This window comes from Saccharopolyspora flava, assembly GCF_900116135.1.
Classification (GTDB): Bacteria; Actinomycetota; Actinomycetes; order Mycobacteriales; family Pseudonocardiaceae; genus Saccharopolyspora; species Saccharopolyspora flava.
The window spans coordinates 15,487-38,365 of sequence record NZ_FOZX01000014.1 but is presented as its reverse complement, the minus strand read 5'-3'; the positions used below and the strand labels follow the sequence as shown (position 1 = coordinate 38,365).

The following is a 22,879-nucleotide window of genomic DNA, read 5'->3' as shown; positions in this document are numbered from 1 at the left end:
ACTGCCCCACGGCCCCGAAACTCGTCAAGGGGAGGCGGGACGCAGATCCCCGGCCACCGGACGGGCCGCCCACGCCGCCGGGGTGACGCTGGTGATCTGGGAGGTGTTCGCCGCGGCCGTGGCCGGGGTGACCTTCCAGAGGCGGCCTCGGGTGTCGAGGAGGGCGATGTCGCCGTCCGGGGAGCGCAGAGCCGGGGCGCCGGAGGGGATTTCGGCTGTCACCGGGAGCGGGTCCAGGGAGTCCGGGCGGTCGTCGAGGACTGCGGTGGCGAGGGTTTCGGCCGTGGAGCGGCGTTCGAAGCGGACCCTCGCGCCGTCGTGGACGAGGTCGACGGTGCGGACCGGGGACGGGACCGCGAAGCCGTCGAGCGCCTTCGCCGCGCGGGCCGGATCCGCGCAGGCACCGGCGCTGGTGATGTCGAGGCCGAAGTGGCGGATGTCCGTGGGCGACGGGGCCAGCGCGGTGGCGCGCAGGACGTCCAGCGGGACGCTCTCGCACGGGTCCGATGTGGACGGACGTAATCGCCCGCTCCCGTCGCGCACCAGCCCCGGACCTTCCTGCCACGGGCCGGGGATCGTCACCGGCTGGTAGGGGTGCCGGGTGAAACCCGTGTCCCAGAACGTGATCTGAGTCCCCGCCTCGGTCTGGTGCGCGATGGCGAAGGCGTCCAGCGTCGGCGAGTACGCCCAGTCCGCGCTGAACGCGTCGACCACCGACCGCGTACGCCCGGCACCGGCCGGCTCGAACCCGCGCTCGGTGAGCGCCTCAACCCCCTTGCCGAACAACGGGTCTCGCGACCGGAGCACGAACTGCCCGGCACCGTTCCAGCCCGCGCCCCGGGCCGTGGTGTCGGTGAACAGCAGGTAGAACCACCCGTCGAGGAACAGCGCCGAGGGCTGCCCGGCGCCGTAGACGTTGGGGCGCGCGACCTCGCCTGCCGCCGTCACGATCGGCGCAGCGCCGCGCGTCCACGTCAGGCCGTCGGCGCTGGTCGCCACGCCGATCGTGTTGCCGTGCGCGTGATCCCCGGCCGCGCCCGTGTAGTACAGGTAGTAGCGGCCGTCGACGTGCAGCACCGACGGATCGCAGGTGTGCATCCCGTCGAAGCGCCCCGGCTCACCGGAGAACACCGGCGTGGCGGGCCCGAACGGACCGTCCGGCGAGGCCGCCGAGGCGTGCAGGACGTCATCGCCCGCGGGACCCACTCCCGGCAGCTGGCTGCACCACCACGCCCGATACCCGCCGTCCTCGGCCAGCACCGACGGCCCGTAGTTGTACGGCGCGGGCAGCCCACCGGCCGCCACCACGCCCGGACTCGACCGCGCGGCACCGGTTTTCAGCTCCACTGGCATCGGAACGGGCTTGCGCTGCTCGGCGACCTGCACCACCGGGCTGCCCTCGACCTCCGTGCAGCCCGCCAGCAGCCCGACCGCGACCAGGGCCCACGGCAGGCGACCGCGCACTACCGCCCCGGCTTCTCGGCCAGCCAGCGGATCGCCAGCGGGTACCCGGCCACGCCCAGCCCGGCCATCACCGCGGTCGCGATGTCGGACAGGTAGCTGGTGTGCCGGAACGGTTCCCGCTTGTGCACGTTGGAGATGTGCAGCTCGACCAGGTCGGCGGTCAGCTGCGAGGCGGCGTCGCGCACCGCGATCGAGTAGTGCGTCCACGCGCCCGCGTTGAGCACCACCGGCCAGGACGCGTCGGCGGCCTCGTGCAGCCAGCCGACCATCTCGCCCTCGTGGTCGGTCTGCCGCACCTCGACCTCGACGCCGAGATCGCGACCGGCCTGCTCGCACAGCGCCACCAGATCGGCGTAGCTGGTGCTGCCGTAGACCGACGGCTCGCGCGTGCCGAGACGACCCAGGTTCGGGCCGTTGAGGACGAGGACCTTCACAGCAGCACCTCCGTGCTCGACCTGCTCTCACCGCCGGTGATCGCCGAGTAGGCGGCGGCGATCAGCGACGGGTCCGGGCCCTCCAGCCGCTCCGGCTTGGCCAGCCCGTCGAGCACCACGAACCGCAGCATGCCGGAGCGGTTCTTCTTGTCGGCCTTCATGCCCTCCATCAGCGACCCCAGGGCGTCCGGGTCGTAGCTGGTGGGCAGACCCAGCAGGTCGAGGATGCGCTTGTGCCGGTCGGCGGTCTCGTCGTCGAGACGCCCCGCCAGCCGGGCGAGTTCGGCGGCGAAGACCAGGCCGACGCTGACCGCCGCGCCGTGGCGCCAGCGGTAGCGCTCGCGGCGCTCGATGGCGTGGGCCAGGGTGTGGCCGTAGTTGAGGACCTCGCGCAGGTGCGACTCCTTGAGGTCCGACGAGACCACGTCGGCCTTGACCTGGATGGACCGGCGCACCAGCTCCGCCAGCACGTCCCCGGCCGGGTCGGTGGCGGTGTCCGCGTCGGCCTCGACCAGCCGCAGGATCTCCGGGTCGGCGATGAACCCGGCCTTGACGACCTCGGCCATCCCGGCCAGGAGTTCGTTGCGCGGCAGGCCTTCCAGCGTCGCCAGGTCGCACAGCACCAGGCTCGGCTCGTGGAACAGGCCCACCAGGTTCTTGCCCGCCTCGGTGTTGATGCCTGCCTTGCCGCCGACCGCGGCGTCGACCATGCCCAGCAGGGTCGTCGGCACGTGCACGGCCTTCACGCCGCGCATCCAGGTGCCCGCGACGAACCCGCCCAGGTCGGTGACCGCGCCGCCGCCGAAGGACACCACGACGCCGTCGCGGTCCATGCCGATCTTGCCGAGCACCTCCCAGCAGAACCCGGCGACCTGGAGGCTCTTGCCGTCCTCGGCGTCGGGGATCTCGACCCGGTGCGCGTCGATGCCGGCCTCGGTCAGCTCCTCGCGGACCGCCTCGATGGTGGCGGTGATCGTGGGCTGGTGCACCAGCGCGACGCTCGACGCGCCGGCCAGGAATTCCACCAGCTCACCGAGCAGCCCCCGCCCCACGACCACGTCGTAGGGCTGCTGGCCGTTCACGCTGATCCGAACCGGCTCGGTCATCCTCGTCCCTTCGGCAGGTAGGGGTTGTTCAGTGGGACAGCGCCGCGAGGTCGTCGACGACCCGATCGACGACGGCGGCGGGCTCCAGCTCGTCGGTGGCGACCTCCACGGCGGCCACCGAGCGGTAGATCGGCAGCCGCTCGTCGAGCAGCGCCTTGAAGGTGGCGCGCGGGTTGACCCCGGCCAGCAGCGGGCGCGCCGCGGACAGGCCCACCCGGCGAGCGCCCTCGGCCAGCCCGACCGACAGGAACACCACCGGGTGCCCGGCCAGCCGCTTGCGGGTCAGCTCGGAGAGCACCGCTCCCCCGCCCAGCGCCAGCACGCCGTCGTGCTCGTGCAGCGCGGTGTCGACGGCCTGCTCCTCCAGCGCGCGGAAGGCGGGTTCGCCGTCGTTGGCGAAGATGTCGGAGATCTCGCGGCCCGTGCTCGCCACCACGTCGGCGTCGGTGTCGCGGAACCGCACGTCGAGGCGCTCGGCGAGCATCCGGCCGATGGTGGTCTTGCCCGCGCCGGGCGGGCCGATCACGATCGCGCGCGGCGCCATCACCGCACCTGCCGCTTCTCCGCGCGCTCGCGCAGCGAGGCCAGGTAGCCCTCGACGTTGCGGCGGGTCTCCGGCAGCGAGTCGCCGCCGAACTTCTCCAGCGCGGCCTCGGCCAGCACCAGCGCCACCATCGTCTCGGCGACCACGGCGGCGCGCGGCACGGCGGTGATGTCGGAGCGCTGGTGCATCGCCTGCGCGGGCTCGCCGGTCTCCATGTCCACGGTGGCCAGCGCGCGCGGCAGGCTGGAGATGGGCTTCTTGGCGGCGCGCACGATCAGCGGCTCGCCGTTGGTGATGCCGCCTTCGAGGCCACCGGCGCGGTTGCTGGCGCGGCGGACCCAGTTGACGCCCTGGTCGGGGTAGATCTCGTCGTGCGCGGCGCTGCCGCGGCGGTGGGCGTTGGCGAAGCCCTCGCCGATCTCCACGCCCTTGACCGCCTGGACGCTCATCAGCGCACCGGCCAGCCGGGCGTCGAGCTTGCGGTCCCAGTGCACGTGCGAGCCGATGCCCGGCGGCAGGTTGTAGGCGATGACCTCGACGACGCCGCCGAGGGTGTCGCCGTCCTTCTTGGCCGCGTCGACCTCGGCCATCATCCGCTCGGTGGCGTCGTCGCCGAAGGCGCGCACCGGGTTCTCGTCGATGGCGGCCAGGTCGTCCGGGCCGGGCAGGGTCTCGCCGGTGGCGTCGACGCCGCCGAGGCTGACCACGTGGCTGACGATCTCGACGCCGAGCAGCTGGCGCAGGAACTGGCGGGCGACGGTGCCGACGGCCACGCGCGCGGCGGTCTCGCGGGCGCTGGCGCGCTCCAGGACCGGGCGGGCCTCGTCGAAGCCGTACTTCTGCATCCCGGCGATGTCGGCGTGGCCGGGGCGCGGGCGGGTGAGCGGCTCGTTGCGGGCGAGCCCGGCCAGCACGTCCTCGTCGACCGGGTCGGCGGCCATGACCTGTTCCCACTTGGGCCACTCGGTGTTGCCGATGCGCACCGCGATCGGGCCGCCCTGGGTGCGTCCGTGCCGGACACCGCCGATGATCTCGAGCTCGTCGGCCTCGAAGTTCATCCGCGGGCTGCGGCCGAAGCCGAGCTTGCGGCGCTCCAGCTGGGTCGCGATCTCGGTCGAGGTCACCTCGACCCCGGCCACCATGCCTTCCAGCACCGCGACGAGGGCGGGGCCGTGCGATTCTCCAGCGGTCATCCAGCGCAACACACTTAGATCCTGCCACGCTCTGCCCTGGGGGAACCCGACCGGGTGGGTCACGGGCCGCTCAGCGTCACCAGCCAGGACGGCAGCAGCATCGCCGGACCGTGCGGGACCGCCCGCGTGCGCCGCGCCAGGGCGGCCACCAGCGTCAACACCGCCGCCGCGACCATCACCGCGACCGCGGACTGGACCGATACGGCCCCGACCGCCATCCCGAGGGCTCCGGCGAGCTTGACGTCACCGCCGCCCATCGCGGCCGGAACCACCAGCCGCACCAGCAGGTACGTGCCGCCGAAGAGCGCGAGCCCGGCCACCGAACCGAGCACGACACCCGGCCGGTGCGCGGCGGCCAGGCCGACCAGCACGGCCACGGCCGGATAGGCCGGGAGCGTCAGCACGTCGGGAAGCCGCCGGACCCGCAGGTCACAGGCACCGAGCAGAACCGCACCCCAGCCCACCAGCAGCGACAGCGGCATCCACCACCACGGCGGCTCGCGGAGGGCGGTCACCGCCCACGCGCACGCGACCGCGGCCTCGCACCACCCCGCCCGCACCAGCACCCCGCGCGGAAGCCTCCCGAGCCACCGGCGGCCGACTCGTCCGGCGAGAACCCCCGCCACGCCCCAGAACAACGCGCTCATCCCTCGCACACTGCCCTCGTCCCGGCCTCGGGCCGTGGAGGTGATGGGTGGAGGGGCGCGTGTTGGGAGCCCTTCCGGGCAGGGGGACAGTTTTAGCCATAATTGTCCGGGCAAAACGGACATTGATCATGGGTGATTATGGCTAAAACTGTCCTCGGTCTCACGCTTCGAGGCGGAAGAGGTGCTCCCCTGCCAAGACCTGGGTGTCCTCGCGGAGATCCGCGAGGGATTCCGCCGCGGCTTCCAGCGCCACGACGGGGCAGATCGAGGAGTAGCCCTGGGCCTCGATCTCCGTCGGGTTCCAGGTGATGATCTTCTGCCCGGCCTCGACCACGTCGCCCTTGGCGACGTGCAGCGTGAACCCCTCGCCCTTGAGCTTGACCGTGTCGATGCCCAGGTGCACCAGCACCGCACCACCGTCGTCGGCGGCGACGACGAACGCGTGCGGGTGCAGCGTCACGACCTTGCCCGCCACCGGGGCGACCGCGTCGCCCTCGCCGCCGGAGGGCTTGACCGCCAGGCCGGGACCCACCATGGCCTGCGAGAACACCGGGTCCGGGACATCGCTGAGCGCCGCGGTGAGACCCGCGACCGGGCTGCCGACCTCGGTGCTCACATCAGGTCCTCGATGTCGCCGGCCAGCGTGTCCGCCTCCGGTCCGACCACGACCTGCACGACCTCGCCCTGCAGCATCACGCCGTGCGCGCCGGCGGCCTTGAGGCCCGCCTCGTCGACCTTCGAGCCGTCCTCGACCTCGCAGCGCAGCCGCGTGATGCACGGCTCGATCTCGACGATGTTGTCCCCGCCGCCCAGCGCGGAGAGGATCGCCTCGGCCTTGTCCTGAGCCACCACGTGCTCCCTTCGTGCTTCCGCCGCCGCGGCTCGACCACCGCGACGCGACGATCTTGCGCCACGTGATGTCGATGCGGCAACGAAAACCGAGCCATGTTGACACCTGATCGCATGACGGCGCATTCTTCGCAACCAACTGGTTTAGACCGGACAGTACCAACGAACGGTCACGGTTCTCATCCGAACCGGCGGCGAGTTCACGTCAGGGTGACACGGCAGGAGGCGCCATGGGAGAGGAACCGAATTCTCCCCAGCGCACCCCCGCGCTGCCCGACGGGCCGATGCCCAAGCACGCGCAGCTGCGGGAGATCCTGCGCGAGCTGGCCGGCGAGGAACTCCCGCACGGCGCCGCGGTTCCCTCGGAGCGCGACCTGGCGGTGCGCTACGGCGTCTCCCGGCTGACCGTGCGCGAGGCCATCGGCCAGCTGGTCACCGAAGGACTGCTGGTGCGGGTGCGCGGCAAGGGCACCTTCACCACGCGCCCGCGGATCGACTGGCAGCTGCACCTGGCCTCGTTCACCGAGGACATGCGCCGCCGCGGCATGCACCCCGAGACCGTGCTGCTCGACGCCGCCGAAGCCGTCCCTCCCCCGGCCACCGCGCGCGCCCTGGGCCTCGGCCCCGACGAACCGGCGCACTGGCTGTTCCGGCTGCGCAAGGCCGACGGGGTGCCGATGGCGGTGGAGCGCGGCTGGTACCACCCGCAGGCCGCGCCGGACCTGCTCGACCAGGACCTCACCGACTCGCTGTACACGCTGCTGGCCCGGCGCTACGGGCTGCGGCTGGAGTCGGGCACGCAGACCGTGCTCGCCGACGACGCCGACGCCGAGACCGCCCGGCTGCTGGGGCTGCGCTCCGGCGGCTCGGTGCTGGTGTTCCGGCGGATCTCCACCGCGCGCGGACGTCCGGTGGAGGACATGACCTCCTGGTACCGCGGCGATCGATATCAGGTGACCATGCAGCTCGACCGCGATCCGGGCGAGTAGCAGGCGAGAACCAGACGAAACAGCACCACCACGCACCTCGTTTTGCCATGATCTTCCGAACCCCAGGTGACCAACCCAAGCCCGGTGATCCAGGAGGTAACCGATGAGTTCCAGCGCCGCCAAGGCGAAGGGGAGCAACAGAGGGCTCGCGCAACTCCAGCGCATCGGCCGCAGCCTGATGCTGCCGATCGCGGTGCTGCCCGCGGCAGCGCTGCTGCAGCGGCTCGGCCAGGAGGACCTGCTCGGCAGCGAGGGCCTGGGCGCGTCGCTGACCTGGCTGCAGCCGGTCGCCGGGGTCATCGGAGCGGCCGGTGGCGCGCTGTTCGACTACCTCCCGCTGCTGTTCGCGATCGGTGTCGCGATCGGGTTCGCCAAGAAGGCCGACGGGTCGACGGCGCTGTCCGGCGCGGTCGGTTACCTGGTGCTGCACGGCGTGCTCACCGAGATCGCCGGCACCGAGGAGGGCACCTCGTTCAACAAGAGCCCCTACGGCGTGCTCGGCGGCATCGTCGCCGGTCTCGTCGCGGCCTGGCTGTGGCAGCGGTACCACCGCATCAAGCTGCCCGACTACCTGGGCTTCTTCGGCGGCAGGCGGTTCGTGCCGATCGTGACCGCGGTGTCGATGCTGGTCGTCGGCGTGATCATGGGCCTGCTGTTCCCGCTGTTCGACGCGGTGCTGACCGCCTTCTCCGACGCGGTCACCCAGCAGGCCGTCATCGGCGGCGGGCTCTACGGCGTGATCAACCGGCTGCTGCTGCCGTTCGGCCTGCACCACATCCCGAACAACGTGGTGTGGTTCCTCTTCGGCGACTACCACGGCGTCAAGGGCGACATCAACCGGTTCTTCGAGCACGACCCGACCGCGGGCACCTTCATGACCGGGTTCTTCCCGATCTTCATGTTCGCCCTGCCGGCCGCGGCCCTGGCGATCTGGCAGTCGGCCAAGCCGGAGCAGCGCAAGGTCGTCGGCGGCGTGATGATCTCGGTCGCGCTGACCTCGTTCCTGACCGGTGTCACCGAGCCGCTGGAGTTCTCGTTCATCTTCGTCGCGTGGCCGCTGCTGCTGATCCACGCGGTGCTCACCGGATCCTCGATGGCGCTGGTCAACGCCCTCGACATCCACTCCGGCTTCGGGTTCTCGGCCGGTGCCATCGACTACGTGCTCAACTTCGGCATCTCGAAGGGCTCGATCTGGCTGATCCCGATCGGCCTGGGCTACGCGGTCATCTACTACGTGGTGTTCCGGTTCGTCATCACCAAGTGGAACCTCCGCACCCCGGGTCGCGAGGAGGACGACAACGCCTCGGCCGATGCGGATAATGCCGGTGGGGACGCGCCGGCCCCGGAGAAGAAGTGAGGCGGTGCGGGTCGGTTCCCGCCCCCGATGGAGGAGAGACATGTCTGAACGACGGGTCACCGTGGCGAGCAAGGTCGGGATCCACGCTCGCCCCGCTGCTCTGCTGGCCAAGACCGCCGCTGCTCAGCCGGTGGTGATCACGATCCGCAAGGAGGGCGCCGAGCCGGTCGAAGCGGGCAGCATCCTCGGCCTGATGACCCTGGGCGCCTCGCACGGCGACGAGGTCATCCTGGCCGCCGAGGGCGAGGGCGCGGAGGCCGCGCTCGACGAGGTCGCCAAGCTCGTCGCCACCGACATGGACTGAACCCCCTTCGCACTGCGACGACGGCGGCGCTTCCCACCGGGGAGGCGCCGCCGTCGCTGCGTGGAGCGGTCGTCGCGAGGGGACAGTTTTAGCCATAACTGTCCGGACATATCGGACATCACTCCGGGACAGTTATGGCTAAAACTGCCCGCTACAGGGGCAGGGAGTGCCCGGTGGCCGCGCTGAGGGCGTCGCGCATGGCAGCGCGGGGGGCGGGTTCGCCGGTGAAGTGCTCGACCTGGCCGAAGGCCTGGTGCAGCAGCATGTCCAGCCCGGTGGCCAGCCGCCCGCCGGTCGCGCGGACCGCCTCGGCCAGCGGCGTCGGCCACGGGTGGTAGACGACGTCGAGCACGCAGGGCGCCTTGGCCAGGTCCGCCGCGTGCGGGTCCACCGCTCCCGCCGGGAGCGTCGAGACGACCACGTCGTGGGCGGTCGCGGCGTCGGCGAGGTTGATCGAGTCGAGCCGCTCGACCCGCACCCGCAGGCCGATCCGCTCCGCCGCCTCCAGCGCCTCCGACGCCCTGGCGGGCTCGCGCACCGCCAGCGTCGCCTCGGACAGCCCTAGGTCGGCGAACGCCGCCAGCGTCGCCACCGCCGTGCCGCCCGCGCCCAGGATCAGCCCGGTGCGCCCGGCGGTGAAACCGCCCGCCACGCGCAGCGCCCCGACGACACCGTCCACATCGGTGCAGTCGGCGAACCAGCCGCCGTCGGCGCGGTGCACCAGCGTGTTCGCCGCGCCCACCGCCTCGGCGCGCGCGGTGACCTCGTCGGCGATCCGCAGCGCCGCGCGCTTGCCCGGCATCGTCACCGACAGCCCGGCCCACTCCGGGCCGAGGCCGCCGACGAAGCTCACCAGCCGCTCGGCGTCCGCCTCGACGCGCTCGTAGGTCCAGGGCAGACCCAGCGCGTCGTAGGCGGCGCCGTGCAGGACCGGGGACAGCGAGTGCTCGACCGGCTGGCCGAGCACCGCCGCCTTCCGCTGATCAGAACGCGCCACGTGCCTGCGCTTCCTTGATGTAGGCGTCGTGCTGCTCCTGGTTCTCGGCGAAGCAGGAGGTGCCGTCCGGGTAGCACTTCACGAAGTAGCGCCACTCGCCCTCGGCCGGCTGCTCCGCCGCCTGCAGCGCCTCCTTGCTGAACGCCGAGATCGGCGTCGGCGGCAGCCCGTAGTTCAGGTAGGTGTTGTACGGGCCGGGGCGCTGCCGGTCGGAGCTGTTGGTCAGCAGCGTCGGCTTGTCCAGCGGGTAGTTGATCGTCGAGTCCAGGCCCAGCTTCATCGCGGGCTGGCCGAGCCGGTTCTCGATGACCCGGGCGACCCGCGGGAAGTCCTTGGCCAGGCCCTCGCTCTGCGTCAGCGACGCGATGATCATGACCTCGTACGGCGAGTGCCCGGTGTTGTCGGCCAGCTTCGGCAGGCCCGCGGCCTCCAGCTGCGCCGCCGACTTGGTGACCACGTCGCGCAGCACGTTCTCCGCCGACTCACCCGGCTTGACGTCGTAGATGCCCGGCATGATCAGGCCTTCCAGCCGACGGCGCGGCTCGGCCTTCGACGCGTCGGCCAATGCCCAGTCCGGCACGCCCAGCGACGCCAGGTCCGCCGTCTCGGCGGCCTTGTGCATCTCCTCCGACGTCGTGCACTTCTCGTTCTTGTTCGTGCACGTCGCCTCGGCGAGCCTGGTCAGGATGCCCGGCGTGTTGCCGCCGTTGGGCGCCGCCTGGTCCTCCAGCCGCATGCCGCCGCGGATGTCAACCCGGCCCACCTTCGCGTCCTCGGACAGGATGTGGTTGACCGCGGCCTGCCCCGACATCTTGCTGCGCATCAGGTAGTAGCCGGGCTGGATCGAGTTGATCTGCTTGTTCTCGGCGGAGGCCGCGGTGAAGGCCTTCGTGCTGGCCACCACGTCCTTCTCCGACAGGGTCTTGCCGATGTCGCCGACGGTGTCACCGGAGGCAACCTCGATGACGACGCTGCCGGTGCCCTCGCCGTCGTAGTCCTCGTAGGAGCCGATCTGCATGATCTGCATGGCTCCGTAGCCGACACCACCGCCGACCAGCAGCAGGACGAACAGTCCCGCCAGCGCGGTCACCCACCGGCGTCGTTTGCGGCGGCGGAAGCGATCGGGGTCGTGTCGCCGCCGCCGGTGTTCCCCGGGCTCGTCCGCGAACAGTCCGAGATCGTCGGTCACGGGAGTTCCTCTCGTGTCTTGGTCCCCCGGCCGTCCAGATATGCCTGCAAGATCTCCACCGCAGCCGCCTGGTCCACGACGGCGCGCTGCTTCTTCCCCCGCACGCCGCGTTTCGACAGCTTCCGGCTGGCCGTCACGGTGGTCAACCGCTCGTCGTGAAATCGCACCGGCACCGGCGCGACCTTCTCGACCAGCGCCGCCCCGTAGGCCTGCGCGATCTCCGCGGCGGAACCGTGGTGGCCTGCCAGCGTCTTGGGCAGGCCGATCACGATCTCCACCACGTCGTGCTCGGAGACGAGGTCGGCGATCTTGGCGAGATCGCTGCCGCCTTCCTCGTCCCTCCGCAACGTCTCCAGCGGGGTCGCCAGCATCGGTGCGGGATCGCTCAACGCGACACCCACCCGGACCGCGCCGACGTCGACACCGAGCCGACGTCCCGGACCGGGGTCCGCCTGCTGGTGCTCGCTCACCCGCCAGCCACCACCTGGTCGACACCGGTGCGCAGGGCACCGATCGCCGCGGTGATGCCGGCCGGGTTCGAGCCGCCGCCCTGAGCCATGTCGGGCTTGCCGCCGCCGCGTCCGCCGACCTCCGCGGCGAAGGTGGGCACCAGCTTGCCCGCCGCGATCCCCTGGTCGCGGGCCGCGTCGTTGACGCCGACCACGAAGCTCACCTTGCCCTCGTCGGCCGAGAACAGCGCCACCACCGACGGGCGCGAGCCCAGGCGGCCGCGGATCTCCCCGGCCAGCGCGCGCAGCGCGTTGCCGTCCACGCCGTCCGGGACCTGCTCGGCCACCACCGTCACGCCGTGCACGTCGGTGCCCTTGTCGGCGAGCTCGCCCGCCGAGTTGAGCACCTGGGAGATGCGCAGCTGCGCCAGCTCCTTCTCGGCGTTGCGCAGCCGCGACACCACGCCCTGGATGCGCTCGGGCAGCTCCTCGGCGGGCACCTTGAACTGCTCGGCGAGCTGGTTGACCAGCAGGTGCTCCTTGCTGATGTGGCGCATCGCGTCCATGCCCACCAGCGCCTCGACGCGGTGCACGCCCGAGCCCACCGAGGAGTCCGAGACGAGCTTGACCACGCCGAGCCTGCCGATGCGCGGCACGTGCGTGCCACCGCAGAGCTCGCGGGAGTAGTCGCCCATGTCGACCACTCGTACCTGATCGCCGTACTTCTCGCCGAACAGCGCCATCGCCCCGAGCTCCATGGCCCGGTCCATGCTGGTGGTGTAGGCGTTGACCTCGACGTCGGTCTGCAGGTAGTCGTTGACCTCTTCCTCGACCCCGGCCAGCACGTCCGCCGACACCGCCGACGGGACCGTGAAGTCGAAGCGCATCCGGCCCGGCGAGTTCAGCGAACCGGCCTGCGCGGCCCGCTTGCCGTAGGCGCTGCGCACCGCCGCGTGCACCAGGTGCGTCGCGGAGTGGGAGCGCTCGATGGCGTGGCGGCGGTTCGCGTCGACCGCGGACTCCAGCGTGGTGTCCACGCCCAGCTCGCCCTCCAGGACCTTCGCGCGGTGCACGAACAGTCCGGGCACGCTGCGCTGCACGTCGTGCACCTCGACCGCGACGCCCGGGCCGACCAGCTTGCCGGTGTCGGCGATCTGGCCACCGCCCTCGGCGTAGAACGGGGTGCGGTCCAGCACCAGCTCCACCTCGGTCCCGGCCGAGGCGCGGGAGGCCGGCTGACCGTCGACGAGCAGGCCCAGCACCCGGCTGTGCGCCTGCAGGTCGGTGTAGCCGATGAACTCGGTGGTGCCGTGCTGGTCGAGCAGCGCGCGGTAGGTCGACAGGTCGCCGTGGCCGGTCTTGCGGGCCTTGGCGTCCTCCTTCGCGCGGCGGCGCTGCTCGGCCATCAGGTCCCGGAAGCCCTGCTCGTCCACCGACAGCCCCTGCTCGGAGGCCATCTCCAGGGTCAGGTCGATCGGGAACCCGTAGGTGTCGTGCAGCTGGAACGCCTTGTCCCCGGCCAGGGTCTTGCCACCGGACTTCTTCAGGTCGGTGACGGCCATGTCGAAGATCTTCGACCCGGCGGTCAGCGTCGACAGGAAGGCGTCCTCCTCGTTGCGCATCACCGAGTCGATGCGGTCGAACTCGGTGACCAGCTCCGGGTAGCTCGGCGACATCGCGTCGCGCACGACCTTCGCGAACTCGCCCAGCACCGGCTCCTGCACGCCCAGCAGGCGGGTGGAGCGCACGATGCGGCGCAGCAGGCGGCGCAGCACGTAGCCGCGGGCCTCGTTGCCGGGGGTGACGCCGTCGCCGATGAGCATCACGCCGGAGCGCGCGTGGTCGGCGATGACGCGGAACCGCACGTCGTCCTCGTGGGTGGCGCCGTAGCGGCGGCCGGAGAGCTCCTCGGCCTTGGCGATCACCGGGCGGACCAGGTCGGTCTCGTAGACGTTCTCCACGCCCTGCAGCAGGCAGGCCACGCGCTCGACGCCCATGCCGGTGTCGATGTTCTTGGTGGGCAGCTCGCCGATCGGCGGGTGCCCGTCCTTCGGCGGGAGCTCACCCCTGATGTCCTGCATGAACACCAGGTTCCAGATCTCGATGTAGCGGTCCTCGTCGACGACCGGACCGCCCTCCTTGCCGTACTCCGGGCCGCGGTCGTAGTAGATCTCCGAGCAGGGACCGCCGGGACCGGGCACGCCCATGTCCCAGTAGTTGTCCTTGGCGTCGCGAGTCTGGATGCGCTCCGGCGGGATCCCGCAGACCTTCTGCCACAGCCCGGCGGCCTCGTCGTCCTTCTCGAAGACCGTCACCCACAGCCGCTCCGGGTCGATGCCGTAGCCGCCGTCGGCCTCCGACTTCGTCAGCAGCTCCCACGCGTTCTGCATGGCGCCTTCTTTGAAGTAATCGCCGAAGGAGAAGTTGCCCGCCATCTGGAAGAACGTGTTGTGCCGGGTGGTCTTGCCGACCTCGTCGATGTCACCGGTGCGCACGCACTTCTGGATGCTGGTCGCCCGCGGGTACGGGGCCGGGGCCTCGCCCAGGAAGTAGGGCTTGAACTGCACCATGCCCGCGTTGACGAACAGCAGCGTCGGGTCGTCGAGGATCAGCGACGCGCTGGGCACGACCGCGTGGCCGCGGCCCTTGAAGTGCTCGGTGAACCGGTGGTTGATCTCGTGGGTCTGCACTGGGAGTCCTTGGGAAGGTCGGTCACGGACACGGCTGTCGGTGTCGGCGGGCGGCGGCGGCGCGAGCGGGCGCCAGCGTCAGCGGCCCGCCCGGCGAGCTCGCCGCTCGGCGTCGCTCTCGGCCGCTATCCGGCGGACCTGGCCCGCTTCCGCGACCACATCCTGCAGCTCTTCTTCCCGCTCCTGCATCCCGGCGCGCACGTCGGCCCCGAACGAGCCGACGGCTCCGGCGAGCTCCCGCATCGCGCCGCCGATCTGTTCAGCGGCGCCGGTCGGGGTCGCCTTGCGCGCGGTCTCGTTGACCTTGCGGGTCAGCGCGACTCCGGCTGCGATGCCCGCGCCGAACCAGAAAAGGCGCCTCACTTGCGCACCCCTTTGTTCTTGCGGCGGAAGTGCCGTCCGGTCGGTTCCTGCTTGCGCTTGCGGCGGGCCTTCAGCGCCTTGCTGACGCCGTAGGAGAACGCCGCCGTCTTCACCAACGGACCACCCAGTGTAGCCGTGAACAGCGAGGACAACGCCGAGACGTTGCCGCTGATGGTCTTGGCGTTGGAGGTGATGCCGTCCACGCGCTCCAGCTGCGTGTTGACGTGCGTGATGGTGGTGTTCGCGCCGGTGAAGATCGGGTCGCTGTTCTCCTGCGCCTTCTTGATGGCGGTGCTCGCCTCGTCCAAGGTCTTGCCGAGCTTGATCAGCGGCACCGCCAGCAGCAGGACCAGCAGCACGAACGCTCCGGCGACGATCAGCGCGGCGATCTGCGTGGGCGTCACGTGCCCTCCCGTTTGTCCACGTCATGTCCTTGTCGAACCCGGACGAGAGCCCGGTTCGTTGATCGTGCGCCAGGTTACCGGTGTGCGCGGCGGCCACAAGCACCCGGTCCGCCGGGTCGAGCCGCAGGTGCGGGCGTTTTCGGCACGTCCCGGAACGGGCCCGGCGAGGAGGTATCGATGCGGTGACCGGTTGATCACGCGGTGACCGGGGTCAGCGGCGGCTGACCGGCCAGGACGGCCGCGACGTTGCGCGCGGCGAGCTCGGCCATCGCGGTGCGCGTCTCGGTGGTCGCCGAGCCCAGGTGCGGGGCGAGGGCGACGTTGTCGAGATCCAGCAGACCGGGCTCGACCTGCGGCTCCTGCTCGAACACGTCCAGCGCCGCGCCCGCGATCTCACCCTCCGCCAGGGCCCTGGCCAGGGCCTTCTCGTCGACGACGGGTCCTCGGCTGGTGTTGACCAGGATCGCGGTGGGCTTCATCGCGGCCAGCGCGGCCTCGTCGATGAGGTGCCGGGTGTCCTCGGTGAGCGGGCAGTGCAGCGTCAGCACGTCGGCGGTGCGCAGCAGCTCGTCGTGGGAGAGGTAGCGGGCGTCGAGCTCGGTCTCGATCTCCTGCGCGGCGCGGCGGCGCCCGGTGTAGGCGATGTGCATGCCGAACGCCCGGGCTCGCCGGGCCACGGCCTGGCCGATGCCGCCGAGCCCGTAGACGCCGAGGGTCTTGCCCTGCAGGCCGGTGCCCAGCATGAAGCCGAGGTGGAAGTTCCAGGGCGTGCGGGAGCGCAGCAGCCGCTCGCCCTCGCCGAGGCGGCGGGTCACCGACAGCAGCAGTCCGAAGGCCAGGTCGGCGGTGGCGTCGGTGAGCACGCCGGGCGTGTTGGTGACCGCGACGCCGCGCCCGGTGACGGCCGGGACGTCGACGTTGTCGTAGCCGACGGCCACGTTGGCCACGACCTTGAGCTGCTCACCAGCGGCGTCGACGAACGCGGAGTCGATCCGGTCGTGCAGCATCGCGACCACCCCATCGGCCCCGCGAACCGCCTCGCGCAGCTCGTCGGGGGTCAGCGGCCGGTCCTGATCGCAGACCTCGACCTCGGCGACCTCCCGCAGCACGGCGACCGCGGGCTCCGGGATCGTCCGGGTCACCACGACTCTGCTCACATCGACCTCCCTCACTCGGTGGGGAGGTTTTCATGAAAACCTCCCCCGAACCACGTCCCCCATCCCCCACCTCACGTCCCGGAGGACGGGGAAGTTTTCATGAAAACTTCGCACCCTCCCAACGCGAAGCCCCAGGTCATCCCACCACCGGTCCCCACGTCACGTCTCCCGAGGGTGAAGAAGTTTTCATGAAAACTGTCGTGACCTGAGGGGGTGGCAGTTTTCATGAAAACTTCCCCGTCCCGGGAACCGAGCGGTACCCGGGAATGAGAGATCACTGATCCCCGTCGCGGATGATCGTGCGGAGCTTCGGCACGCGTTCGTGGAGGGCGCGTTCCGCGCCGCGCGGGGTCGGGTTGTAGTAGTCCCGGCCCACCAGGGACTCCGGCGGGTACTGCTGGGCCAGGACGCCTTCCGGCTTGTCGTGGGGGTAGCGGTAGCCCTTGGCGTTGCCGAGCTTCTCCGCGCCCGCGTAGTGGCCGTCCCTGAGGTGGGGTGGGACGGGACCGCCCTTGCCCGCGCGGACGTCGCCCATCGCCTCGTTGATGGCCGCTATCACGGCGTTCGACTTCGGGGCCGTGGCCAGGTGAATGGTGGCCTGGGCCAGGGCCAGCCGGCCTTCCGGCATGCCGATGAGCTGCACGGCCTGAGCCGCGGCCACGGCGGTCTGCAGCGCGGTCGGGTCGGCCATGCCGATGTCCTCGCTGGCGTGCACGACCAGGCGCCGGGCGATGAAGCGCGGATCCTCGCCCGCCTCGACCATCCGGGCCAGGTAGTGCAGCGCGGCGTCGACGTCGGAGCCGCGGATGGACTTGATGAACGCGCTGGTCACGTCGTAGTGCTGATCGCCGCCCCGGTCGTAGAGCACGGCGGCGCGGTCCACCGTGGATTCCACCGTGGCCAGGTCGATCTCCTCGGCGCCGTTGGACATCGCCGACTCGGCCGCGGCCTCCAGCGCCGTCAGCGCGCGGCGGGCATCGCCCTCGGCCAGCGCGACCAGGTGGTTCTCGGCGTCCTCCGACATGCCGATCTCGCCGCCCAGGCCGCGCTCCTCGGAGACGGCGCGGCGCAGCAGCGAGCGGATGTCGTCGTCGTCGAGGCTGCGCAGCTGCAGCACCAGCGACCGCGACAGCAGCGGCGCCACCACGGAGAAGTACGGGTTCTCGGTGGTCGCGGCCACCAGCAGCACGGTCCGGTCCTCGACCGCGCCCAGCAGCGCGTCCTGCTGGGTCTTGGAGAAGCGGTGCACCTCGTCGATGAACAGCACGGTGGCCTCGCCGGACCGGCCGAGGCGGCGCTTGGCCTCCTCGATGACCGCCCGGACCTCCTTCACCCCCGACGACAGCGCCGACAGCGCCGCGAACCGGCGGCCGGTCGCCTTCGACACGAGGTTGGCCAGCGTCGTCTTGCCCGTGCCCGGCGGCCCGTAGAGCAGCACCGACGCGGGCGCCGCCCCCTCCACCAGCCGCCGCAGCGGAGCACCGGCCACCAGCAGGTGCTGCTGCCCGACGACCTCGTCGAGACTCCGGGGCCGCATCCGCACCGCCAACGGCGCGTTCTCGGCCAGCTTCTCCCCGGCCTTCTCCTCGACCTCGGCCCCGAACAGCCCGTCGTCGAACAACCCCTCGCTCACTCCCCGAACGCTACCCGCCACCACCGACTCCCCCACTCACCCGCACCCCGACGTCGAAAACCCCGGTTTTCGTCGCGCGAAAACCGGGGTTTTCGTCCGGGGGACGGGTCAGGACCGGTCAGCCGGTCTTGGCGGGCATGGCGACCTCGACGCTGCCGTTGTTGCGGCGGTGCTCGGCGACCCAGTTCTCGACGGCCTGGTGGCAGGCGCGGTCGAGGTGCCGGACCGTGCTCAGGTCGAGGTGCACGTGTTTGCCGGTGGGCAGCTCCTCCAGGTGGTCCAGCAGCCGCGGCAAGCGCAGGAAGGTGGCGTTGCCGCCGAGCTGGACGCGGACGTGGTCGTCGGCGTGCTCGGACTGCACCGACATCCGCGAGACCTCGATCGCGGTCTTGACCACGGCCACGGCCAGACCCGTCAGGGTGCCGATGAGCAGGTCGGTGGCCACGATCGTCACCGCGGTCAGCACCAGCACGAACGCCTCGGACCGGTGCTCGCGCACCAGCTTGGCGACGGCCTTGAGCTCCAGCAGCTTCCAGCCGGCCTGGATCAGCAGCGCGGCCAGCACGGCGGTCGGGATGAACGCCAGCAGACCGGGCAGCGCCACCACGAACAGCAGCAGCCAGACGCCGTGCAGGATCCGGGACAGCTTCGTCTTCGCGCCCGCCTGCACGTTGGCCGAGCTGCGGACGATCACCGCGGTCATCGGCAGCGCGCCGAACACGCCGCAGACGGCGTTGCCCGCGCCCTGGGCGACGAGCTCCTTGTTGTACTGCGTCTTCGGCCCGTCGTGCATGCGGTCGACGGCGGCGGCGCTGAACAGGCTCTCCGCGGAGGCGATCAGCGCGAAGGTGAGGATCGAGCCGAGCACGGCGAGGTTGGCCGCGCCGAAGTCGGTCAGGGCGGGCGGGTTCAGCGACGACAGCAGCGAACCGACCTCGACGGTCTTGACCGGCAGCGCCAGCAGCGCGGCGGCGGCGCTGGTGACGACGACGGCGATCAGCGCCCCGGGGACCAGGCTGACCGAGGCGGGCGCGAACTTCTTCCAGGCCGTCATGATCAGCAGCGCGGCCACGGCCAGGCCGAGCCCGGCCAGGCCCTGCGGCGTGGTGACCATGGTGACGGCCAGTCCACCGAGGCCGCCGAACTTCTCCGCGGTCGTGTCGGGCTGGGCGAGGCCGCCGACCGGGTAGACCTGGCCGAGGATCAGCACCAGGCCGATACCGGCGAGCATGCCCTGCACGACCGACGGCGAGATGGCCCGGAACCAGGTGCCCAGCCGGCTCACGCCGAGCAGGATCTGCACGATCCCGGCGCCGAGCACGATGACGCCGAGCATGCCCAGCCCGTGCTGGCTGACGGCCGAGGCCACCAGCACGGTGAGCCCGGCCGCCGGGCCGGAGACCTGCATGGTGCTGCCGGGCAGCAGGCCGACGACGATGCCGCCGACGATGCCGGTCACGATGCCGAGCTCGACCGGCACGCCGGACGCGGCGGCGACGCCGACGCACAGCGGGACGGCCACCAGGAACACCACCAGCGAGGCGGCGATGTCGGCGCCGAGGGTGTTGGGCGCGTTGGGCTTTCGCCCGGTCCGCTGAGCGGACTCGTCTTGCAATTGCGTGGTCACGATGCCCTCCAGGGCGAAAACGGGTAGCGGGGACCGCGCCGGGCACCCTTGCGCGGTGGGTGCCCGGCGTCGGTTCCGCGGGCGCGGGCTTAGAGCGGGAGGAAGTCCTCGTCGTCCGAGGACTGCGGCGCGACGTACACGAGACCGGTGTCGATCTCGTAGAACCAGCCGTGCAGCCGCAGCTGACCCGCCTCGATGCGGTCGCGGATGAACGGGTACTCGCGCAGGGTGTCGAGCTGGGCGCGCAGGTGGCGCTTGCTCTCGGTGCGGACGGCGGCGTCCTCGGGGTCGGTTCCGACCAGGCCGTCGGTCCCCAGCCAGGTGCACAGCGCGGGCAGCTGGTCGAGCCCCCGGCCGGCGACGGTCAGCGCGGTCACGGCGCCGCAGTGCGAGTGGCCGCACACGATGATGTCGGGGATCCCCAGTTGCAGCACCGCGTACTCGATGGTGCCCATTTCGCTGGAGCCGGAGTCGGGCGCGTATTTCGGCACGACGTTTCCGGCGGTTCGCAGTTCGAACAAGGTTCCTGGCTCAGCCCCGGTGATGTGGGACGGGATCACGCGGGAATCTGAACATCCGATGAACAGAGCGGAAGGCTTCTGTCCGGCGGCCAGCTGCTTGCGCTGGTCCGCGGAAAGCAGGGAGGGGTGACGACGTGCGTGACGCACGAAGTTCTCGAAGCTCATTTCGGAATCTCCGGGTCGAATCGGCTCGGAAAAGGCGAAGTCCGAGCCGATCAGTGCCGCATGACCTGCAGTGCGGCCGGAGAATGTCTGAGCCTGATGTGTGCGTGGTATGTATCAGTCCCAATATTTGGGAGAGAGGCCGCGTGCACGAGGGTCGCGAAATCCGCGGCCGTCCACCGGGACTCCCCCTGGAGCGGGTCGCGGTCGTGCTCGTGGCGGGTCTGGGTGCGCCGGTGCGTGGCCAGCCCGGGCAGCCGCTCGCGCAGCTTCTCGCTGTCGCGCTGCTCCTTCGGGTCGGGCTTGTGCTCGCTGGTCGTCGCGCTGCAGCCGACCTCACCGGCCAGCGCAGCATCGGTGGGGCCGAGGGCGGCGAGCACGACCCCGAAGAGCAGGAAGACCCCTGCCCTCGTGATCAGCCACAGCCTGCCGCGCACCGATTGCCTCCCGGTTGAAACGAGCCCGATTGAAACGACTCAGCGAGTCCCCCTCCGGCGACGCCGACGGTTGCGGGGAGAACGAGCGATAGCGCTCGATCACAACGATATCGGAAGACCCGCATCCGCGCGCAAGCCATGGATCGGAGGAATCCCACCGGAAACAAATGAGAATTCCTTAATGTGTCGCGGGCGGGACCGCGAATCACCCGGTCGCCGGGTGGCGAACCCTCCTGTCATTGCGCTGCGCGACAACGTTCCTCACGGTGCGCAGCGGGAATGTGAGCTGAACAACCGCATCGGGCGACAACCGCCGGCCACGGACTATTCACCTGAGCAACACCTGAGAAACGTGAAAACTACCGAATCCGATAATGATATGCATGCGCACGTATGAATCCGAGCGATTCATAGCGACTCCGCGCGACCGAATTGTCCGCTTCAACCTGGAGGAACACCCGCTCGGCCGACGCCCACTCGGCCCCCGCGCGCAGCAGCGAACCCGCGACCCCGCGGCGCCGCCAGCCGGCGTCGGTGTGCATCCCGTAGACGCCGCACCAGCCGTCGGCGACCGCGAACATCCCCACGCCCACCGGAACACCGCCGTGCAGCGCGGTGGCGAACGCGACGGGCGCCGGGACCCGGTCCAGACTCGGCTCCGGGCGGCCCCCGACGTCGGCGACCGCCGCCAGCCACCGCGGCGCGGGCGCGTCGTCAAGCCGCACCTCGAACGACGGCGGCGGGCACGCCTGCAGCAGCGCCTCCCGCTCGGTGCGCATGATCATCGTCGACGCCTCGGCCCGATACCCGCGACCGGCCAGCAACGCGTCCAGCTCCGAGCGCTCGTCGAGCGGGCTGACCTGCACGATCGCCGGGCTCGAACGCTCGGCGTAGAACCGCTCCACGACCTCGGGATCGGCGAGCGGGTCCAGCGGCAGCGCCGAGTTCGAGCGGCGGCGGGCCAGCAGCGGGCAGTGCCGCAGCAGCCAGCCGTCCCGGCGTTCGACCGTCGTGGCGGGCCAGGTGGCCACCGCCGCGCGCTCGAGCTCGAAGGTCTCCGAGGCCCTCACTCGGTGCGGAACGCCGGGTAGGGCTGCAGGTGCAGCGCGCCCGCGCCGAAGCGGTCCACCAGCGCGTCGATCACGGCGTCGGCGAACTCGGCGACGTCGTCGAGACCGGCGTCCTGGGCGTCCGAGCGCAGGTGCCGCCAGCGGTCCACCAGCGCCGTGCTGCGGCGCGGCGAGGGCTGGTGCAGGTCGATGGGCCGGTCGGTCTCGCCGGTGCGCGGCAGGAACCACCACGTCGAGACCCACACCCACAGCAGCTGGGCGTTGAACAACCTGGGCAGCAGCACCTCGTCGGAGTCCAGCTCCGGCCACACCTCGGCGATCTCCGAGCGCCACGTCGCGAGCATGCTCTGCGCCAGGTTGTCGGGTAACGCGTAGGAGCACCACGAGGACGGGAACGGGTACTGCAGGTAGGCGGCGTCCATCGCGACGTCGCGCACGCAGCCCCACTCGAAGTCCAGGAACCGCACCCCGCTGGAGCCGGTGACCAGGCTGTTCTCCGGGCAGATGTCGGACGGGCTGAACGACTGGTAGCGGCTGGAGCCCAGCTGCTCGGTCGCGGCGGTGAGCCGCTCGACCAGCTCCGGGGGCGTGTCGACGCCGAGGATCTGGCTGAGCAGCTCCGGCAGCTCGCCGACCGCGGCGACAATGTCGTCGCCGACCGGGTCCGTCCAGGACTTGGCGCCCAGCCGGCGCATCAGCGCGTCGAAGTCGGCCGCGCAGCCGGCGGTGCTGCTGTGCAGGCGCCCGAGCGCCCGCGCCCACGCGAGCAGCGCGCGCTCGGCGGCGCGCGGGTCCTCGGCGAAGAGCACGTCGGCCAGGGTCGAACCGCGGCCGAGGTCTTCGAGCACGAGCAGCCGCTCGTTGACGTCGTGGGCGATGAGCTCGGGACTGACGCGCGCCTCCGGCGGGAGCGCGGTGGTCAGCTGGCAGCTGGCGGCCTCGTGCGCGAACGGGTCGGACCGCGCCTCCGGCGGGCACTCTCCGTAGTGCTTCACGACCACGGTGCGCGGCAGTTCGAACGGCGATTCGGCGATCCGCACCCGCAGCACGACCGAGCGGTCGCTACCGCCCAGGTCCTCCGCGTCGGCAAGCCGCACCGGAGCGCCGGTCCTCTTGCTCAGCACCGCTTCTGCGGTGGCGACCGTGTCGGTCGCCTCGGTGCTGGCCGGGACCCGGACCTCCGGGGGGCCGGTGGTGATCTCCACGCTCATCGTCTCCAGACACTACCCCCACAAACTGAATTCCCAGGGCCATGACCGGTCAAGTGACCCCCGACCGGGCAGCCGCTGTGTG

The 22,879-nt window shown here is 71.2% G+C and carries 24 protein-coding genes; 3 read left to right on the top strand and 21 right to left on the bottom strand.

The annotated features are described in order from the left end of the window. Nucleotides 1-24: 24 nt before the first annotated feature. From BM424_RS26700 to BM424_RS26665, 8 genes are all read right to left on the bottom strand, one after another. Complete coding sequence (locus BM424_RS26700; RefSeq protein ID WP_245776159.1) at nucleotides 25-1,464, bottom strand: glycoside hydrolase family protein; 1,440 nt, start codon at nucleotides 1,462-1,464, stop codon at nucleotides 25-27. Continuing rightward, nucleotides 1,464-1,898 (bottom strand): type II 3-dehydroquinate dehydratase, encoded by a 435-nt coding sequence (aroQ, locus tag BM424_RS26695; protein WP_093423633.1) that lies wholly within the window; start codon nucleotides 1,896-1,898, stop codon nucleotides 1,464-1,466. The genes BM424_RS26700 and aroQ overlap by 1 nt, the downstream gene beginning before the upstream one ends. Beyond that, nucleotides 1,895-3,004 carry a 3-dehydroquinate synthase gene (gene aroB / locus BM424_RS26690; protein ID WP_093423630.1) on the bottom strand — a complete coding sequence of 370 codons (1,110 nt, stop codon included), beginning with the start codon at nucleotides 3,002-3,004 and terminating at the stop codon, nucleotides 1,895-1,897. The genes aroQ and aroB overlap by 4 nt, the downstream gene beginning before the upstream one ends. Nucleotides 3,005-3,032: 28 nt before the next feature. Continuing rightward, nucleotides 3,033-3,548, bottom strand: a complete 516-nt coding sequence (locus BM424_RS26685; protein WP_093423628.1) for a shikimate kinase — start codon at nucleotides 3,546-3,548, stop codon at nucleotides 3,033-3,035. Beyond that, entirely contained in the window at nucleotides 3,548-4,753 is a 1,206-nt protein-coding gene (gene aroC / locus BM424_RS26680) for a chorismate synthase (protein ID WP_093423625.1), read from the bottom strand. The genes BM424_RS26685 and aroC overlap by 1 nt, the downstream gene beginning before the upstream one ends. A 47-nt stretch (nucleotides 4,754-4,800) precedes the next feature. After that, entirely contained in the window at nucleotides 4,801-5,388 is a 588-nt protein-coding gene (locus tag BM424_RS26675) for a prepilin peptidase (protein ID WP_093423623.1), read from the bottom strand. 160 nt (nucleotides 5,389-5,548) lie between these two features. Continuing rightward, nucleotides 5,549-6,004: a PTS sugar transporter subunit IIA gene (locus BM424_RS26670; protein WP_093423620.1), complete on the bottom strand. Its 456-nt coding sequence runs from the start codon at nucleotides 6,002-6,004 to the stop codon at nucleotides 5,549-5,551. Continuing rightward, nucleotides 6,001-6,363 (bottom strand): PTS sugar transporter subunit IIB, encoded by a 363-nt coding sequence (locus tag BM424_RS26665; protein WP_093423618.1) that lies wholly within the window; start codon nucleotides 6,361-6,363, stop codon nucleotides 6,001-6,003. Before BM424_RS26665 ends, BM424_RS26670 begins: the two co-directional genes overlap by 4 nt. A gap of 104 nt (nucleotides 6,364-6,467) precedes the next feature. On the opposite strand from BM424_RS26665, the gene BM424_RS26660 reads away from it, so the two are divergent. The 3 genes from BM424_RS26660 to BM424_RS26650 all read left to right on the top strand — a co-directional run bounded on the left by BM424_RS26660 (nucleotide 6,468) and on the right by BM424_RS26650 (nucleotide 8,887). Continuing rightward, nucleotides 6,468-7,226, top strand: a complete 759-nt coding sequence (locus BM424_RS26660; RefSeq protein WP_093423615.1) for a GntR family transcriptional regulator — start codon at nucleotides 6,468-6,470, stop codon at nucleotides 7,224-7,226. Between the two features lie 103 nt (nucleotides 7,227-7,329). Continuing rightward, nucleotides 7,330-8,583 (top strand): PTS transporter subunit EIIC, encoded by a 1,254-nt coding sequence (locus tag BM424_RS26655; RefSeq protein ID WP_093423614.1) that lies wholly within the window; start codon nucleotides 7,330-7,332, stop codon nucleotides 8,581-8,583. Nucleotides 8,584-8,623: 40 nt separating this feature from the next. Further along, nucleotides 8,624-8,887, top strand: a complete 264-nt coding sequence (locus tag BM424_RS26650; RefSeq protein ID WP_093423611.1) for an HPr family phosphocarrier protein — start codon at nucleotides 8,624-8,626, stop codon at nucleotides 8,885-8,887. 151 nt (nucleotides 8,888-9,038) lie between these two features. Here the strand turns inward: BM424_RS26650 and BM424_RS26645 are convergent, their stop codons facing one another. From BM424_RS26645 to BM424_RS26585, 13 genes are all read right to left on the bottom strand, one after another. Next, nucleotides 9,039-9,884 carry a shikimate dehydrogenase gene (locus BM424_RS26645; RefSeq protein ID WP_093423609.1) on the bottom strand — a complete coding sequence of 282 codons (846 nt, stop codon included), beginning with the start codon at nucleotides 9,882-9,884 and terminating at the stop codon, nucleotides 9,039-9,041. Then, a complete protein-coding gene (mltG, locus tag BM424_RS26640) occupies nucleotides 9,871-11,073 on the bottom strand; it encodes an endolytic transglycosylase MltG (RefSeq protein ID WP_093423606.1) in 1,203 nt (400 codons plus the stop codon). The genes BM424_RS26645 and mltG overlap by 14 nt, the downstream gene beginning before the upstream one ends. Continuing rightward, entirely contained in the window at nucleotides 11,070-11,543 is a 474-nt protein-coding gene (gene ruvX, locus BM424_RS26635; protein ID WP_093423604.1) for a Holliday junction resolvase RuvX, read from the bottom strand. The genes mltG and ruvX overlap by 4 nt, the downstream gene beginning before the upstream one ends. Continuing rightward, complete coding sequence (gene alaS / locus BM424_RS26630; RefSeq protein ID WP_093423601.1) at nucleotides 11,540-14,212, bottom strand: alanine--tRNA ligase; 2,673 nt, start codon at nucleotides 14,210-14,212, stop codon at nucleotides 11,540-11,542. The genes ruvX and alaS overlap by 4 nt, the downstream gene beginning before the upstream one ends. 78 nt (nucleotides 14,213-14,290) lie before the next feature. Beyond that, entirely contained in the window at nucleotides 14,291-14,575 is a 285-nt protein-coding gene (locus BM424_RS26625; RefSeq protein WP_093423599.1) for a hypothetical protein, read from the bottom strand. Continuing rightward, entirely contained in the window at nucleotides 14,572-14,979 is a 408-nt protein-coding gene (locus tag BM424_RS26620; protein ID WP_093423596.1) for a DUF948 domain-containing protein, read from the bottom strand. The genes BM424_RS26625 and BM424_RS26620 overlap by 4 nt, the downstream gene beginning before the upstream one ends. A 194-nt stretch (nucleotides 14,980-15,173) precedes the next feature. Further along, nucleotides 15,174-16,136, bottom strand: coding sequence for a 2-hydroxyacid dehydrogenase (locus BM424_RS26615; RefSeq protein ID WP_245776157.1), 963 nt, complete (start codon nucleotides 16,134-16,136; stop codon nucleotides 15,174-15,176). Between the two features lie 274 nt (nucleotides 16,137-16,410). Continuing rightward, nucleotides 16,411-17,769 carry a replication-associated recombination protein A gene (locus BM424_RS26610; protein WP_093423591.1) on the bottom strand — a complete coding sequence of 453 codons (1,359 nt, stop codon included), beginning with the start codon at nucleotides 17,767-17,769 and terminating at the stop codon, nucleotides 16,411-16,413. A gap of 118 nt (nucleotides 17,770-17,887) precedes the next feature. Continuing rightward, nucleotides 17,888-19,396 carry a SulP family inorganic anion transporter gene (locus BM424_RS26605; protein ID WP_093423589.1) on the bottom strand — a complete coding sequence of 503 codons (1,509 nt, stop codon included), beginning with the start codon at nucleotides 19,394-19,396 and terminating at the stop codon, nucleotides 17,888-17,890. 89 nt (nucleotides 19,397-19,485) lie between these two features. Then, entirely contained in the window at nucleotides 19,486-20,082 is a 597-nt protein-coding gene (locus BM424_RS26600; protein ID WP_093423586.1) for a carbonic anhydrase, read from the bottom strand. 50 nt (nucleotides 20,083-20,132) lie between these two features. Further along, nucleotides 20,133-20,516 (bottom strand): hypothetical protein, encoded by a 384-nt coding sequence (locus BM424_RS26595; RefSeq protein ID WP_093423584.1) that lies wholly within the window; start codon nucleotides 20,514-20,516, stop codon nucleotides 20,133-20,135. 359 nt (nucleotides 20,517-20,875) lie between these two features. Then, a complete protein-coding gene (locus BM424_RS26590; protein ID WP_093423581.1) occupies nucleotides 20,876-21,586 on the bottom strand; it encodes a GNAT family N-acetyltransferase in 711 nt (236 codons plus the stop codon). Then, complete coding sequence (locus tag BM424_RS26585; protein ID WP_093423579.1) at nucleotides 21,583-22,797, bottom strand: phosphotransferase family protein; 1,215 nt, start codon at nucleotides 22,795-22,797, stop codon at nucleotides 21,583-21,585. The genes BM424_RS26590 and BM424_RS26585 overlap by 4 nt, the downstream gene beginning before the upstream one ends. Nucleotides 22,798-22,879: the final 82 nt, after the last annotated feature.